Origin of the sequence: Shimia fortis (assembly GCF_040225985.1) — a bacterium.
Classification (GTDB): Bacteria; Pseudomonadota; Alphaproteobacteria; order Rhodobacterales; family Rhodobacteraceae; genus Shimia.
Genome location: NZ_JBBPEU010000001.1, coordinates 452,887 through 466,742 on the forward strand (window position 1 = coordinate 452,887; position 13,856 = coordinate 466,742).

Here is a 13,856-nt window from a genome sequence, read left to right on the forward strand (position 1 = left end):
ATATACCCCATGCAACCCGGTTCTTCGGTCTGGCACCTGCACGGATGCGAAGAATCATGACGAATTGCGACGATGCCCCTATGCCACCGCCAGACCCCAAAGCGACAAACTGTGACTGTTGCCGAACTTCTGTTGCCCCCTTGTTGGCAAAACGACTAAGACAGGGTCAAACACTGCGCGGAAAAGCTCTTTGCCCGAGATCGAGACATCCCATCCCCAAAAGGAACCGGCCCCCAGCCGCCGCCTCGAGGTGTTGCGTTATCTGTTGGTGACAAGTGGTGTCCTACGGGATCCGGTGATCTGGCTGGCGCTTCTGGCCAGTTTTAGTAGGGTCGGCATGATCTATGCGATCAACCAGGCTGCGCTGCAGGTGACGGACGGTATCAGCGCCGCGACTATCGTGATCTTGTTGCTGTCTGCAGGGGCCTTGCTAGTGGCAGGTTTTTTTGTGCGAATCCGGGCCCACACGTTGATTGTACGGATCAACGAGGAAATGCGCAGCAACGCCAGCCAGCGGCTTTTGCATGCCAACATTGACTTCTTGCTGTCGCGGTCCCACGGCAAGGTGTACGCAGCCATGACCAGCGAGGTTGAAAAGCTGTCCGGCTCGATTATCCACCTCTTGCAGGCGATCGAGGCGGTGGTCGTGGTCGTCATTGCCATTCCTTATCTGTTCTGGATTTCGCCGGTGGCCGGATTTGCTACCGTTGTCGCCGTGATTTGTGGCAGCATCGGCTGGGTGCTGTTTGATCCGCCGGCGCGGGCGTTCCTGCGCAAGGCCTCCGAGACTTACACCCGCTATTGTGATCGGGTCAGCGATATGCTGGCAGGCTGGAAAGAGGTGCGCCTGCGAGCGTCGCGCCGTGAGGCGCTGGAACAGGAAACGCTGAACACGATCCATCAGATCAGCGACGATACAATGAAGGCGGAACGCCGGTTCTCGGCCAGCACCGGCATTGGCGAAGCGTCGGTGATCCTGTTGTTGTGTTTCATGGTGATTGGACTGCCCGCGTTGCAATCCGGCGGGACAGCGATCATGTTCCAGGTCCTGACCGTCATCTTTTTGACCAGTGGGCCAATCGAATTGCTTTTTGCCGCATTGCCCAAGCTCTCACAGGCCGAGAACGCCTTTTTCCGTCTGCGCCAGGTTGAACATGACCTGATGGCGTCGCAGTCTCCTGCATTGACCCGGACAGACATTGCGCAACAAGGTTTCGAGAGCATTGCCTTGGAAAATGTGTCGGCCCGGATAGGGGGCAAAGGCGGTGGCGAGGCGTTCGATCTCGGGCCAATCAACCTGACGTTTGCGCCCGGAGAAACGGTGTTCATCTGCGGCGGGAACGGATCAGGCAAAACGACTCTGCTTGGTCTCATAACCGGGATGCGAAACCCTGACAGCGGGCAGGTTCTGATGAACGGTTTGCCTTTGGATGATCAGTCCAAAGCGGTTTACCGGGAATTGTTCTGCGGCGTTTTCAGCGAGTTTCATCTCTTTGACAAAGCCTATGGCATGACCGAGCTGGAAGAAGCTGTGCTGCGTCAGCGGATCACCGACCTGAAGCTTGAGGACAAGGTTGCGTTAAATGAAGGGCGCTTTTCAACATTATCCCTGTCAGCAGGTCAAAGGCGGCGTCTTGCGCTGGCCGTGGCCTTGGCCGAAAAGCGCCCAGTGATCATTCTGGATGAATTTGCCGCTGATCAGGACCCCGAAAACCGTGCGTTCTTTTATGACGTCCTGTTGCCGGAAATGGCGGCGTCGGGCCAACTGGTGATTGCCGTCACCCATGACGATCACCAGTTCGGCAAATGCGATCGTTTGATCAAGATGGAAAACGGACATGTGGTTTCAGATAACCCCATGTCCAAGGAAACGAAAAAGGTTCGGCACTGATGTCCTCCCTTCCTGTCCCTGAACGCAAAACGGTTTTTGCGCTTGCGGTCTCTCTGGTTCTGACAGGGTTCGTGATCGTGATTGTGAATATCCTGATTTATCGTGCACGCATTCTCTTTATTGCGGGGCATCCCGAGTATGTGGCCAAGCAGCCGCCAACGATCAGTCGGGCGATCTCGGATCCGCTGATTGGCGAACCTTTCGCGATGTGGATGGCGATTTGTGCGCCGCTACTCTGGATCGGTGTGGCCTGCCTCGTCTGGGCGGGCTGGGCCGAAAACGGTCGGCAGGGCGGGATTTCTCAGGCGGACCGAAGGGCGATTTTGTGGTTGTCGGGCCTGTTGCTGCTTGTTCAGGCGGCGGCCAGTCTCGGAATGGTCTTGCTCAGCCATTTCCGGTTTCCAGATCACCGGGACATGCACATGTTCGGAAGCTATCTGTTCTTTTTCTCGCAGGTGATCGCCATAGTGGTGGGCGAAGTGCTGTCGCGGCGATACGAATCCCTGCCCAAGCCGAACCCGATTTTCACCCCCATCATGGCGCGCATCCGACGGTGGTATGTCTGGGTTCCGATCTTTCTCGGCTTTGCCTATCTGGCGCTTTTCATCCTCAAGGACTTTGACCTGGGTGCGATCAACAAGGGTCTCTATCAGTGCTATGTTCTGACCGAGCCGCTGCTGATTTCATCGTTCCTGTGCTATATCCTTGTCTATCATGGGGATATGTGGAGCGCGATCAGGCGTTATCGCCGGGCCTGATCATCTGCACGCAGCATCTGGGTGGCACGGCGTGCGCGTTGCAGCGCGGTGAAGTGGGATAATAACGCAAAGATGGCAAGACCCGCAGTCACGATCCAGTCCGCGCCAAAGACCCCCGCCAGAACAAGCATCACGCAAAGAAAGATGACCCGTTCCAGACGCTCGAAAAAGTCGGGCCAGTCGTCATTGCTGATTTCAATCTCAATGGCCGTGCGAGCTTTGGCATAGCTGGTTAAAACGCTTCCGGAAAACGCAGCCAAGGCCAGCGCCCAGAGATCATGCATGAACGCAAGGGCTGCCAGAACAGCAAGTTCTTGATAACGGTCCACCATAGCATCGAAATAGCCGCCCGCCTTGCTGCGCATGTCGCGCCGCCGGGCGACCGCGCCGTCCAGTGCGTCAAAGGCAAAGGCCACGGCCAGGCACAGCCCGTATATCAGTTCAGACCCGTGCCAGAGATAGGCCAGCGACATTACAGCGATCAGGACTAATCCTGCAAATGTCACTTGGTTCGGGGTCCATCCCGCCTTGACCAAAGGCGTCGACAGACTTTCCCAGATCGGATCGATTTTCGATTTGATGAGACCGTCAATCATGGGCGAGGTCCTTTTCTTAGTAACTGCGCAGGATATGCTTGCGAATTTTCTCAAGCTGCGCGGCGCGCCGGTCAAGATCTTCAACGCGGGCCGGATCGGGGGTGTAATGCGCGTTGGTGTTTTCGCGCAGGGTTTCAGCGGCTTGCCACGGGGTGTCCGCCCACCCCATGACTGGGGCGGCCAGCGTCGCCGCCCCCAACACCCCCGCATGCCGTGATCCGCCGACACGCACCTCGCGGTTCAGTGCATCGGCGACGGTTTGCGCAAAGGCCGGATTTGCGGATACTCCGCCGACCATGCTGATCGGACCATCGCAGAGCACAGGTTTCTCGCGGCTGACGCGGCCATAGGCCCAGCGAAGGTTCAAGGCGACACCTTCGATAGTGGCGCGGCGGATGGCCCGCGCATCGTGATGCAGGGCGAGACCGTGGAACACGCCACGCACGGCATCATTGTCGATCGGCACCCGTTCGCCTGCCAGCCACGGCAGGAAATAGGGATCATCCGCACGCGGCGCGCCCATATCGTCGAAGGCGTGGGCCAGTGCTTCGCTCTCGACACGCCCGCCGCTGATCTTGACCCCCCATTCCAGCGCCGATCCCGCGTTTTCCTGCGAGGCGATCAAAAGGGGGCGGAAGCCAAGCGCGCTTGTGATCGTGGCATAAGAGCCAGCCACATTCAGGATGCGCGACGGCATGAATCCTGCAATCCACGCGCTGGTTGCCACACTGATGTGCAGCGCGCCATCCGCCACTTCGCCAGACCCCAAAGCGGCGGCCGTGACATCAGATGCCCCGCCAAGAACCGGCACATCCGCGCGCAGCCCCAGTTCGGCAGCTGCCTGCGGGGTCAGTGTGCCGACAATGTCTGCGGCATCCAGGATCTCGGGCATTTTTTCCAGGGGCACGCCAACCTTGTCTGCCAGCACCTCGGACCAGCCTTCGCGACCGGGGCGCGTGTCCATCATCCAGCTGAGGTTCGCGCTTTCTGCGCTGGTGGTGAACCGCCCGGTTGCCCGATGCACAAGCCAGTCCTTGACGTCCAGAAACCATCGCGTGCGGGCGAAAATCTCGGGTTCGTTCCGCGCAATCCAGAGATATTTCGCGGTCGGGTCCATCCCGTTCTTGGCCGGTGCGCCGTTCGCGATCCGTAGCCAGCGCGCGAGTTTAAAAAGCTGGTATCCATGTACCTCGGGAAACCCGCCGACCAACGCGCGTCCAAGCGGGGCGGCCCGTTTGTCGAGCCATGTCAGGCAGGGGCGCAGGGCATGGCCATTCTCATCGGCGCAGATCACACCACACAACTGGGTGCTCATGACAAGCGCCCCAGCGCGATCCATCAGGTCGGGAACATGATGGCGCAGGTCCGCCAGCCCGCGCGCAAGTGCCGCCCACCAGTCATCTGGGGATTGTTCGGCGACCCCTCCGCTGTCCAGGGACAGGGGGTAAGTAGCCGTGGCGCGCGTCACAAGTTGGAGGTCAGAGTCCACGACACCGATCTTGACACCGGAGGTCCCGAAGTCCGCAGAAATGACAAGATCGCGTTCCGTCACAATTTGGTCCTAGCTTTTTGCCGGCTGGCAAGCGTCAAATATGTCTCTTGCTGGCATGAATGCCTGTCATGATGCAACCGCAGAACAGGTGTGGCAAACTCACCTGACGGCCTTGCGATAGAGTTCGACATACCTTGGTCCAACCGATACGACGTCAAAGTCATTGGCTCTCTGGTCCGCCCAATGTTGCAGAGCCCGCCGTTTTTCTGCATTCGAGACCAGTTCCACCACCTTTTCCGCAAGCATAAGGGCATCGCCGGGGGGCACGAGAAGATCCTGCCCCCCACCTGTCAGAACCGTGCGGAACCCTTCATTTGCGGCCGCTACTGGCAGCGTGCCGGCTGCCATTGCCTCAATCAGGACAAGACCGAAACTTTCACCCTCCAAGGCAGGGGCGATGAAAAAGTCTGACTCGCCGACAAGAGTACGCGCGGTGGCATTGTCGGGCGCGGCTATGCAGGTCACGCGGGAAAGGGACTCGGCCTTGATGCGCGCCGCGATATTGTCGCGCAACTCGCCGCTCCCGGCGATGGTCAACATGGCGCGTGGCAACATCGCGGCAATGTCCGGCCATGCATCCAGAAGCACATGCAGCCCTTTGCGTTCCTCCAACCGGCCCAGATAAACAAGCTGCACCCCCGGCTCTGACCCTTGTCGCGCATCACGCCACGGACCAAGGTCGATCGTTGGGGCAAGGATTGTCGGGGTCGGTAGGCCCAATGCCTCCCACTGGGCCTGTGGCGCGCGCGACGGCACCACGATATGGGGTATCCGTTTCGAAAAATAGTGCGCGGCTCGGTTCAGGAATGCTGTCATCGGGTCGAAACCCTGACTTTGCGGCAGCGTCGCATGGAACGTGGCCACCGTGGGCAGGCGCATTTCGCGCCAGATTTGCCAGGCCATCATAGGGGTCCACGGTGTGTGCAGATGCATCACTTCGGCCCCCCATGTGCGCAGATCACTGGCGGCGGCCTTCACGGCCTTTCGACTTGCGCGGGCGACCTCGAAGCTGGTGCCGTGCAGCGTGATCTTACGAAATCCACCCAGCCGGATCAGACCTGTCTCGTCCGTTCCATCATCCGGGGCGATGATGCGTACCTCGTGCCCCTGATCGCGCAGCCACGCCGCCATATCCCGCACATGTGTCTGGACCCCGCCGGGGCGACCCATCGCATAGGGACAGACCATCACGATTTTCATTGACTTACCTCGCTGGCCATTCAGGCGCACTGTCTCCGCTCCGCATCTATCACATGCGCATCGGCGCGTTCGAGAGAATTTCGATAGTCTTTTTTAGCGCAGGTCAGGGGGGTGGTCGCCGCAGTACAATATGACCCGTCGCAATCAGTTGCAGGAAGATTGCCAGCGCCATGGCAAAGGTCAACGGAATGACATTGGTGGCAAGGGGCCCGACTTCGCCAAATTCGCCGAGGGCCCAGAAAACCTTGACCGAAACCAGTGTAATATATCCAAGCGTCCCCAGCATCAGCAGGCGGAACGGGGCGAGCACGCGGCCACGCTGGCTCACCCGGGCAAGGCTGGCCCCAAGAAGGGCAAACACCCCCGGAAGGAAGAACGCGGCATAGCGGCGGATCACGGCTGTGTCGGCATCAGGGCTGCGTTGCGATCCCGTGACCGAGGCCAGTTCCCGAAGGCGGTCATAGGGCAGATAAAACCCAAGGACGCCGTGGTATTCGACATGGGCCGAGGTGAGCGGAAATTCCAGATCCAGTGTATCGACCTGTTTGGGGGGCAGAGGCACGCCGTCTTCGATTTCCCACGAAACGACATTCTGCAACTGCCAGCTTTTGTCCTGAGCAGTGGGACGTGCGCGTTCGGCGATAGTGATCTGTCGCAGGCTGTCAGAGCGCAAGCCTTCGAACAGCCGTACATTGCGCAGCTCCGGCATGTCGGACCGATAGACGCGCGCCTGCAGGGCGCGATCTCCGTCAAGGAACCAGACCGGCTCGGTCTCGCCGGGTTTGAACCGCTCGCCATAGCTGCCGAGGCCAAGTTTGACCTGCGCCGCAACCGCGTGCGGGCGGATTGACCCCTCAAGCGCGGTTTGCAAAACACCTGTGACAAGACCCACGGCCAGAAGTGCCCCCAATGTGACGCTGGGCGAGGCGCCAGCTGCATCCAGAATAACATCCTCAAGCCGCTGACGGCGCAGCAGTTCGGCGGTAAGACCACCAATCAGGCAGGCCATGGGCAACAGCCGCGTCACGATGTCGGCCGCGCGATAGCTCATGTAGGGCCAAAGCAGGCTTCCCAACGAGGCGGCCTGCGCATCAGCCGCTGCGCGCACTCCGTCCAGATGCTTGGCCAAATCAATGGCCAGCGCCACGATCAACAGCACGAACATGGCAAAGCTGCAGGCAAGCAGATAGGTCGCGAACATGCGCTGTGCCGCGAGGCCGGTGTGTTTGCGCACAACCCCCATTTCAGCGACCGCGTACCGGTTTCATGATGGCCTCTCCACGCCATGCGACAAAGATCAGTGCGGGCCCAAGGTAAACCGCGCAGGCAATCAGGATGAGAAATGGCGGCGTGAAAAATTCGAGTCCGTCGAGCACAAACGTGCGCCCCAGCACATCGTACGCCATCACGGTCGCAATGGCCGAGGGCAGCACTACAAAGCGGGCCGGTCCATTCCCCCCGGCAAGCACGGCCACAATGGCCAGCAAGGCCGCCGCCGGCACCAAAAGCGCGCGTGCCCCAACAGCGGCCACGCGGCGGCTGTCCTCGCGATTGAAGCGCAGGACGTGTTCGCCTACCGCCGCCGCCAATGCCGGTTCCGGCGCAATGTCCTGCAAGCGAAAAGACAAGTCTGCAGATTGAGTGTTGAATACGTTCAGGTTGGTAAACGCCGCCTGATCCGGTGGAGGGCCGTCAAAGGCCCGCAAGGATTCAAGAACAATCCTGCGCCCGTCGGGGGCCTCGGGTGTGGGGGTTTCGAGGATCGTCCAGTCATATGACCGGATCACGCGCCATGACTCGTCGGGATTGGTTTGCAGGATGAAAAGCGGGCCACGTTCTGCACTGCTTTCGGACGAGAGCGGCGGGTTGGCGATAAAGCTCGCGTGTTCCGTGCTCAGAATTTCGCTGCGCGGTCCGGTTTCGGCGATTTGTTGAAGAACGTGCCCCGCGCGCAGTTCCGCCATCTTCACGCGTTCACCGTATTGGGCGCGGGGCACGACGTATCCGGCCACCGCATAGGACAAGGCCCCGCCCATAACGCCTATGGACAGGGCAAAACCCACAATTCGTGTCCAGCGCACCCCGGAGGTCGCAAGAATTACCAACTCGCCCCGGTTGCGCGCCTCGGACAGCGCAAAATAGAGTGCCACCAGAACCCCGATCGCAAGGGCGATATCAACGATTTCCGGCGCTTTATAGCCAAGCAGCATCGCCACATCCCAAGGGTTTCCGCCAAACTGCAGGGCGCGTTCCATCAGGGTGGTAAAGCTTTCAACAAGGAAAATGCCGACGACCATCAACAACAGCAATCCCAACCGCCGCGCAAACGGTTTTCCAAGGATCGAAAAGACAGGGCCGGGCAGGATCATGGGCGGATTGTTGACATCTGCATCAGGGCTGGCAAGGGGGCATCAGGTCCCGACAAGGAAAAGAACAACGGCAAGGGCCGCTCCTGCCGCGATCCAGGAATCGAGAATGTCCAGCAGTCCCCCTTGTTTTGGCAGGACGACGGGATAGTCCTTTACACCCGCCATTCGCTTCAGACGTGACGCGGCCAGATCCCCGGCGACTGCCACGCCGCCGATCAGCAGTGCCGCGCCGATCGCAGCGAGGGCCGGCAGGTCAAGAACCCACGCGGCAAGCAGCAGGGTCAGCACCAGACACACCGCGCCCCCTGCAAGGCCTTCGATGGTTTTGCGCGGGCTGAGGGTCGGGAACGCCTTGGTGCGGCCAAACAGTTTGCCCGAGACCAGAGCGTAACTGTCAAATGTCTCGATCAGGATATAGGTGATTAAAACCACGGGGCGCAAAGTCGGGTCCAACGCCGCCCAAGACAGGATGGCAACGGGGATCAGCGGGAACAGCAGCACCTCGACCCAATGCCAGACCCGCGCTGTTCTGGGGGCGGGGAACAGCATGAAGCGTGCCAATAGCAGGAACCAGATCCCTGCCAGAACCGTCGCCAGAATGGGTGCCAGCATTGCGCAGGCACTGAGTAGAAAACCCACCACGGCGCCCTGACCGGCCTTGTTCGGTCCCAGCCTGACATGCGCTGCCTCATAGCCCGTACGGGTTGCAAGTGCCAACAGGGCCGGAACCAACGCCCATGTCCCCAGCAGAAAAACCACGAACAGGCTACCCGCAACTAACGTCATTGATAGGAGCGCTTCGAACAGGTCTTTTGACAGTGCCGCCTTGCCGGGCATCAGGCGGACCGAGCCGACCAGCACATAGCCGATCGCCAGAAAGATCAGCCCGCCAAGGGTAATCTGCAGCACGCTCAGACCGATCATTGGCCGACCTTGCGGATGATGCGGCGCTGGTGCCACCGCAAAAGCGGTGCTGCCACGCTGCCAAGACGGTTGAGCAGGCGCATCTGCATTCCGGGCGTCACGATAAACCGGCCCTTATCCATCCCTTTGAGAAGTTCTGTTGCAACGTCGCTGGCCTGCCAGAGACCCCCGCCCGCCGTGATCTTTCGTGTGGCTTCGGGTTTGGTCTTCTTTTCCGCTTCGAGTTGTGGCGTGTCCGTGTCTGGTGGATAGCACAGGGTTGTCACGATCCCGTGGGGCGCAAGTTCGAGATGCAACACCTCGGCCAGCGCCCGCAACGCGAATTTCGAAGGCGCATAGGCCCCGTATCCATAAATCCCGAAAAAGGCCGCGCCCGAGGCAATAAGGCCAATCCGACCGCCCCCTTTTTCAATCATGGGGCGGGTCAGGGCGCGGGTGAAATACAGGCTCCCGAAATAGTTGATGGCCATATGCCGCTCGTGCAACGCGATGTCCTGCTCTGTGAACAGGCCGGGTTCGGCAATACCTGCGCTGGCAATGGCCATCTCCGGGGTGCCCAGGTCTTTAAGGGCCTGTGCTATTGCCGCTTCAAAGGCGCTGCGGTCACTGACGTCCACATCATAGACTTTGACCAGCACATTCGGATGGTGCGCGCGGATTGAGGCCCGCGCAGCCTGAAGCCGGACTCGATCCCGTGCGAAAAGGGCCAGATCATGTCCGCGCTCTGCCAACTGGTGGGCGACGGCAAATCCGATGCCGCTTGAACCACCGGTGACAAAGGCCGGTCGCATCAGCCTGCGTCCCCGTCTCCGTTGGCGAAGGCGATCAACCGTTCATGCGCGTCGGTGTCTTCGTATTGAACCGGCGGGTGCTTGAACAGAAAGGCGCTGGCGTCATCAATCGACCCGGACATACCCCGATCCAGCGCAATACGCGCCAGACGGATCCCTGCCAACGCCTCGGCGGCGGCATTCGGGCTGTCCTCGACATCCAGACGCAATTCAATATTGGTGCGCGCCCCGCCAAACAGGCGCCCTTCCAGACGCACATAGGCCACTTTGCGGTCATTCAGCCACGGAACATAGTCAGAGGGGCCTATGCGGATATCCTCGTTCTCAAGACGGTGTTCCATCGCCGACTGCACGGCTTCGGTCTTGCTTTCCCGCTTGAGCGTCAGCCGACTGTGATCCGACATGTTCAGGAAATCGGTGTTGCCACCCACGTTGAGTTGATAGGTGCGGTCGATCTGAACGCCGCGCATGTCGGCAAGATTGGCAAGTGTCCGGTGCACAATGGTCGCGCCAAGCTGTGCCTTGAAATCATCGCCCAGAATCGGAAGGCCGGCAGCCTTGAACTTTTCGGCCCAGACCGGATGCGAGGCCACGAAAATCGGGATCCCGTTGACCAGCGCGCAGCCTGCCTCAAGCGCGCAATCCGCATAGAATTCGACCGCTTTGTGAGAGCCGACGGGCAACAGGATCATCATGACCTCGGCGCCCGTGTCGCGCAGTACGGCCACGACCTCGTCCTTGGACATCTGCGGGGCGTCCGACAGGCGGAAACTCCGGTCCTCGGGGTTCGACAGCATATGCGCCGCGACACCGTCAAGATCAGGGCCACGATAGACCATGCCGGTTTGATCCTGCAGATCGGTATGGAATTTCTCGGTACAGTTTGGCGCGGCGAACGCCGCCTCGCCCAAGGTTTTGCCCACCTTGCGCGCATCCACGTCGAAACCCGCAACAAGTTCGACGTCGTCAGGTTTATAGCCTCCGAGCAAAGGGAAGCTTACGCCGATGGCGTCTTGACCAAGCGCCCGGCAATAGGAAACGCCCTGGATGATCGAGCTGGCACAATTTCCCACGCCGACGATGGCGGTGCGGATACCTGTCTTGCTGGTGTCGTTCATTCGTGGATGGCTCCACCCGTAACTGAAATAATATGTGTGACGTAACTGCCCGTTTTGGCGTCCAATGTATAGAGCCGAAGGCGGTCAACCTTGGGAATGAGGCCGTTTTCGTCGATTTCGACATAGCCGTAAACCAGCCGATAGTCGCGCCCCTCGATTCTGGCCCAAAGGGCGGCGCTTTTGTCACCGTCCTGGCGCAGGGTGACAGGCAGATGCGGCAAGGCGGCGAACCGAACCTCAAAAGCTTCGGCATCGGCTTCGTCTTCGCGGACCTTCACGCCATAGGCCAGTCGCGCCTCGAAGAAGCGCAGGTTTTTCTTGAGCCCCCGTCTGGCCCCTTCGTCGTTGTAGCGTCGCCAGAACGCGTCGATGGGCCTGTCGGTTTGAAGCTGCCCAGCCGCGTCATAGCGCGCAGCATAGACCACGGTGTTGCTGTTCATGGAACGCTGCAGGAAAAACACCATTCCCGGATCGGTGGGGAGCGGCCATTCCGGCTGCGCGAGCGGTAGCGTTTCGCTGCGGTCCGAAGATAGTAGGGCCAATTCGGGCGCGGCGAGAGCGAGTTGTGGCTGCATGAGCCACAGACACGCCAGAACCCCTATGATACGCAAGGCAGACATGGGTTATTCAGCGACGGGGCGCATTTCCTTGTTGCGAAATTCGCTGACCGCAGCGGAAATCACGCGGATGGCCCGTTCAATGTCCCGCTGTGAATGGGTGTGGGACAGGAAGAACCGGATTCTTGGCAGGTCTTTGGGCACGCCAACATGCACCACAGGTGGGGCATAAATACCTTGTTGCATCAGGGCATCGGCCACGAAAACACATTCCTCGGCGGTGGGGAACAGGATGGGGACAACCGCTTCGCCAATCGCGTCACCGGTGTTCAAACCCGCCGACCGCGCAAGTTTCAAGAAACTCCGTGACGTTGCGCGAAGGCGTGTAACACGCTCGGGTTCTTCCCGCAGGATCTCGAGGGCTGTATGCGCACTGGCCGTGGTGGCAGGAGACAGTCCGACCGAAAAAATGAAGCCGGGCAGCGTAAAACGCAGCCATTCGATCACGTCGGCGTCGGCAGCAATAAAGCCACCTGAGCTTGCAAAACTTTTGGACAGGGTGCCGACGGCGAGCTCGATCCGCCGCGGGTCGATGCCAAAATGTTCGCACAGGCCCCGTCCGGTCGATCCGAGAACGCCATAAGAATGGGCTTCGTCCAGCATCAGCCAGGCGTCATGTTTCTCCTTGATTTCCATCAGACGCGGCAGGTCGGTGATATCGCCGTCCATGGAAAACAAACCTTCGGTAACGATCAGAACCCGGCCATAAGTGGCGCGGTGTTCTTCCAGAATCTGGTCAAGTGCTTCGAGATCATTATGCGGGAATGTCATGAAGCCGAACTTGCCGCCGCGACACCCCATCATGATCGAGTTGTGCGCGAGTTCGTCGACAATCACCAGATCCCGTTGTCCGGCGATATGGCCGATCAGGGTTACATTGGTCAAATACCCCGAGATAATCGACAGCGTGCCACCGACGCCCAGAAAATCGGCAAGATCGGCCTCGAGTCTCTGATGCGCGCGCCGTTCGCCGCCGACAAGGCGCGATGCGCCCACACCGGTCCCATGAATATCCAGCGCGGCCTTGGCGGCGGCGATGGTGCGGGGGTGGTGCATGAGGCCGAGATAGTCGTAGTGCGAAAAGGACAAATAGCCGTCTGGCCACTGGTCAGACTGCGCTTCGAGAGCGTCCGTGGGCACGAAATACGGATGGCCATTTTCGATCAAAGCTTTGCCGCTCAGGCGAAAATGGCGCTCAGCAAATTTGAGAAAGCTGGACTGTGCCTTTGTCATCAATGATCCCGTTCGGCAAAATTACCTGGTCTTTTCTAGTGTGTCCGGGCGTGGGGCACATCCTCTGCGCACCCGAGAATATCATGTTTTGTACCACTTATGGTGCGAAATTCGTAGGATTTGTACAAACCTTAAGCATCGCGCCTGTAAACAAAGCAACGTCCGGCAACCGCGCCTTCGGGCAAGGGCAGCTCGGTCAGTGCTGAAAAATACATCTTGTCACTGGATACCATGAGCCCGCCAACCGCAAGCATCGGTTCAACCAGCGGCGAGATTTCGCGGGCGAAGCGATCGTTTTTCTCAAGGTTATGCCCCCCCAGATCGGCATGGATCAACTGTGCGGTCGGCCCGAACCGTTCAAGCGACTGGGGCAGGGTTTCGCGGACATCGCCGAGGATCGTCATCTCCGCGTCGGGAGTCGAGGCCGGGTTGGATTCCACCTTGCGTTCGAACACGAAGATATCCCGCTCCGGCATCCGTTCGCGCATGTGGTCAAAGGTGCGGCCATTGCCAAGACCCAACTCGAACACGGGGCCGGTCATGCCGCGGGTTTGCTCGATCGCAAAGTCGAGGCAGGCCCGTTGTGATACCATCCGGTTGATGAAGACATCCAAGCGGCTCATTCCGCGCTCCTGTCAGAAAACTGTTGTGTCATGGTCCTAGACCAGATTGCATGGCAATGACACCCTTGTCACGAGCATCGGCGAAAACGTCGCAAAACGGGTGGCCGGACCGGTCAATCGGCTTGCCTGATCGCGGGCATTCGTGCTTCACTCGATTGCAAGAGGGATCCGTCATTAACGTATT

Annotated in this window: 13 protein-coding genes; 2 read left to right on the forward strand and 11 right to left on the reverse strand. The window is 59.6% G+C overall.

Annotated features, from left to right (window positions below):
• Positions 1–190: 190 nt before the first annotated feature.
• Positions 191–1,891, forward strand: a complete 1,701-nt coding sequence (locus tag WNE31_RS02040) for a cyclic peptide export ABC transporter (RefSeq protein WP_349977922.1) — start codon at positions 191–193, stop codon at positions 1,889–1,891.
• Entirely contained in the window at positions 1,891–2,649 is a 759-nt protein-coding gene (locus tag WNE31_RS02045) for a hypothetical protein (protein WP_349977923.1), read from the forward strand. Before WNE31_RS02040 ends, WNE31_RS02045 begins: the two co-directional genes overlap by 1 nt.
• Here the strand turns inward: WNE31_RS02045 and WNE31_RS02050 are convergent.
• The 11 genes from WNE31_RS02050 to WNE31_RS02100 form a co-directional block, all read right to left on the reverse strand.
• Positions 2,634–3,245 (reverse strand): CDP-alcohol phosphatidyltransferase family protein, encoded by a 612-nt coding sequence (locus WNE31_RS02050; RefSeq protein ID WP_349977924.1) that lies wholly within the window; start codon positions 3,243–3,245, stop codon positions 2,634–2,636. The two genes, WNE31_RS02045 and WNE31_RS02050, sit on opposite strands and share 16 nt — an antisense overlap.
• Positions 3,246–3,261: 16 nt before the next feature.
• Positions 3,262–4,797 (reverse strand): xylulokinase, encoded by a 1,536-nt coding sequence (locus tag WNE31_RS02055; protein ID WP_349977925.1) that lies wholly within the window; start codon positions 4,795–4,797, stop codon positions 3,262–3,264.
• 99 nt (positions 4,798–4,896) lie between these two features.
• Positions 4,897–5,997: a glycosyltransferase family 4 protein gene (locus WNE31_RS02060; protein ID WP_349977927.1), complete on the reverse strand. Its 1,101-nt coding sequence runs from the start codon at positions 5,995–5,997 to the stop codon at positions 4,897–4,899.
• A 103-nt stretch (positions 5,998–6,100) separates the two neighbouring features.
• Positions 6,101–7,198 (reverse strand): LptF/LptG family permease, encoded by a 1,098-nt coding sequence (locus WNE31_RS02065; RefSeq protein WP_349977928.1) that lies wholly within the window; start codon positions 7,196–7,198, stop codon positions 6,101–6,103.
• Between the two features lie 43 nt (positions 7,199–7,241).
• Positions 7,242–8,366, reverse strand: a complete 1,125-nt coding sequence (locus WNE31_RS02070) for an LptF/LptG family permease (RefSeq protein WP_349977930.1) — start codon at positions 8,364–8,366, stop codon at positions 7,242–7,244.
• Positions 8,367–8,408: 42 nt separating this feature from the next.
• Entirely contained in the window at positions 8,409–9,290 is an 882-nt protein-coding gene (locus WNE31_RS02075; RefSeq protein ID WP_349977931.1) for a phosphatidate cytidylyltransferase, read from the reverse strand.
• Entirely contained in the window at positions 9,287–10,081 is a 795-nt protein-coding gene (locus WNE31_RS02080) for an SDR family oxidoreductase (RefSeq protein ID WP_349977933.1), read from the reverse strand. The genes WNE31_RS02075 and WNE31_RS02080 overlap by 4 nt, the downstream gene beginning before the upstream one ends.
• On the reverse strand, positions 10,081–11,199 hold the full coding sequence (locus WNE31_RS02085) for an inositol-3-phosphate synthase (RefSeq protein WP_349977934.1): 1,119 nt from the start codon (positions 11,197–11,199) through the stop codon (positions 10,081–10,083). Before WNE31_RS02085 ends, WNE31_RS02080 begins: the two co-directional genes overlap by 1 nt.
• Positions 11,196–11,819: a DUF4833 domain-containing protein gene (locus WNE31_RS02090; protein ID WP_349977935.1), complete on the reverse strand. Its 624-nt coding sequence runs from the start codon at positions 11,817–11,819 to the stop codon at positions 11,196–11,198. Before WNE31_RS02090 ends, WNE31_RS02085 begins: the two co-directional genes overlap by 4 nt.
• Positions 11,820–11,822: 3 nt before the next feature.
• Positions 11,823–13,049, reverse strand: a complete 1,227-nt coding sequence (locus WNE31_RS02095; RefSeq protein WP_349977937.1) for an aminotransferase class I/II-fold pyridoxal phosphate-dependent enzyme — start codon at positions 13,047–13,049, stop codon at positions 11,823–11,825.
• Positions 13,050–13,180: 131 nt separating this feature from the next.
• Positions 13,181–13,672 carry a class I SAM-dependent methyltransferase gene (locus tag WNE31_RS02100; RefSeq protein WP_349977938.1) on the reverse strand — a complete coding sequence of 164 codons (492 nt, stop codon included), beginning with the start codon at positions 13,670–13,672 and terminating at the stop codon, positions 13,181–13,183.
• Positions 13,673–13,856: the final 184 nt, after the last annotated feature.

What these genes read in the sequence shown, in the direction of transcription:
- WNE31_RS02045 (WP_349977923.1), top strand. Translation starts at nt 1,891, where the DNA reads ATGTCCTCCCTTCCTGTCCCTGAACGCAAAACGGTTTTTGCGCTTGCG.
- WNE31_RS02050 (WP_349977924.1), bottom strand. Translation starts at nt 3,245, where the DNA reads ATGATTGACGGTCTCATCAAATCGAAAATCGATCCGATCTGGGAAAGT.
- WNE31_RS02060 (WP_349977927.1), bottom strand. Translation starts at nt 5,997, where the DNA reads ATGAAAATCGTGATGGTCTGTCCCTATGCGATGGGTCGCCCCGGCGGG.
- WNE31_RS02065 (WP_349977928.1), bottom strand. Translation starts at nt 7,198, where the DNA reads ATGTTCGCGACCTATCTGCTTGCCTGCAGCTTTGCCATGTTCGTGCTG.
- WNE31_RS02070 (WP_349977930.1), bottom strand. Translation starts at nt 8,366, where the DNA reads ATGATCCTGCCCGGCCCTGTCTTTTCGATCCTTGGAAAACCGTTTGCG.
- WNE31_RS02075 (WP_349977931.1), bottom strand. Translation starts at nt 9,290, where the DNA reads ATGATCGGTCTGAGCGTGCTGCAGATTACCCTTGGCGGGCTGATCTTT.
- WNE31_RS02080 (WP_349977933.1), bottom strand. Translation starts at nt 10,081, where the DNA reads ATGCGACCGGCCTTTGTCACCGGTGGTTCAAGCGGCATCGGATTTGCC.
- WNE31_RS02085 (WP_349977934.1), bottom strand. Translation starts at nt 11,199, where the DNA reads ATGAACGACACCAGCAAGACAGGTATCCGCACCGCCATCGTCGGCGTG.
- WNE31_RS02090 (WP_349977935.1), bottom strand. Translation starts at nt 11,819, where the DNA reads ATGTCTGCCTTGCGTATCATAGGGGTTCTGGCGTGTCTGTGGCTCATG.
- WNE31_RS02095 (WP_349977937.1), bottom strand. Translation starts at nt 13,049, where the DNA reads ATGACAAAGGCACAGTCCAGCTTTCTCAAATTTGCTGAGCGCCATTTT.
- WNE31_RS02100 (WP_349977938.1), bottom strand. Translation starts at nt 13,672, where the DNA reads ATGAGCCGCTTGGATGTCTTCATCAACCGGATGGTATCACAACGGGCC.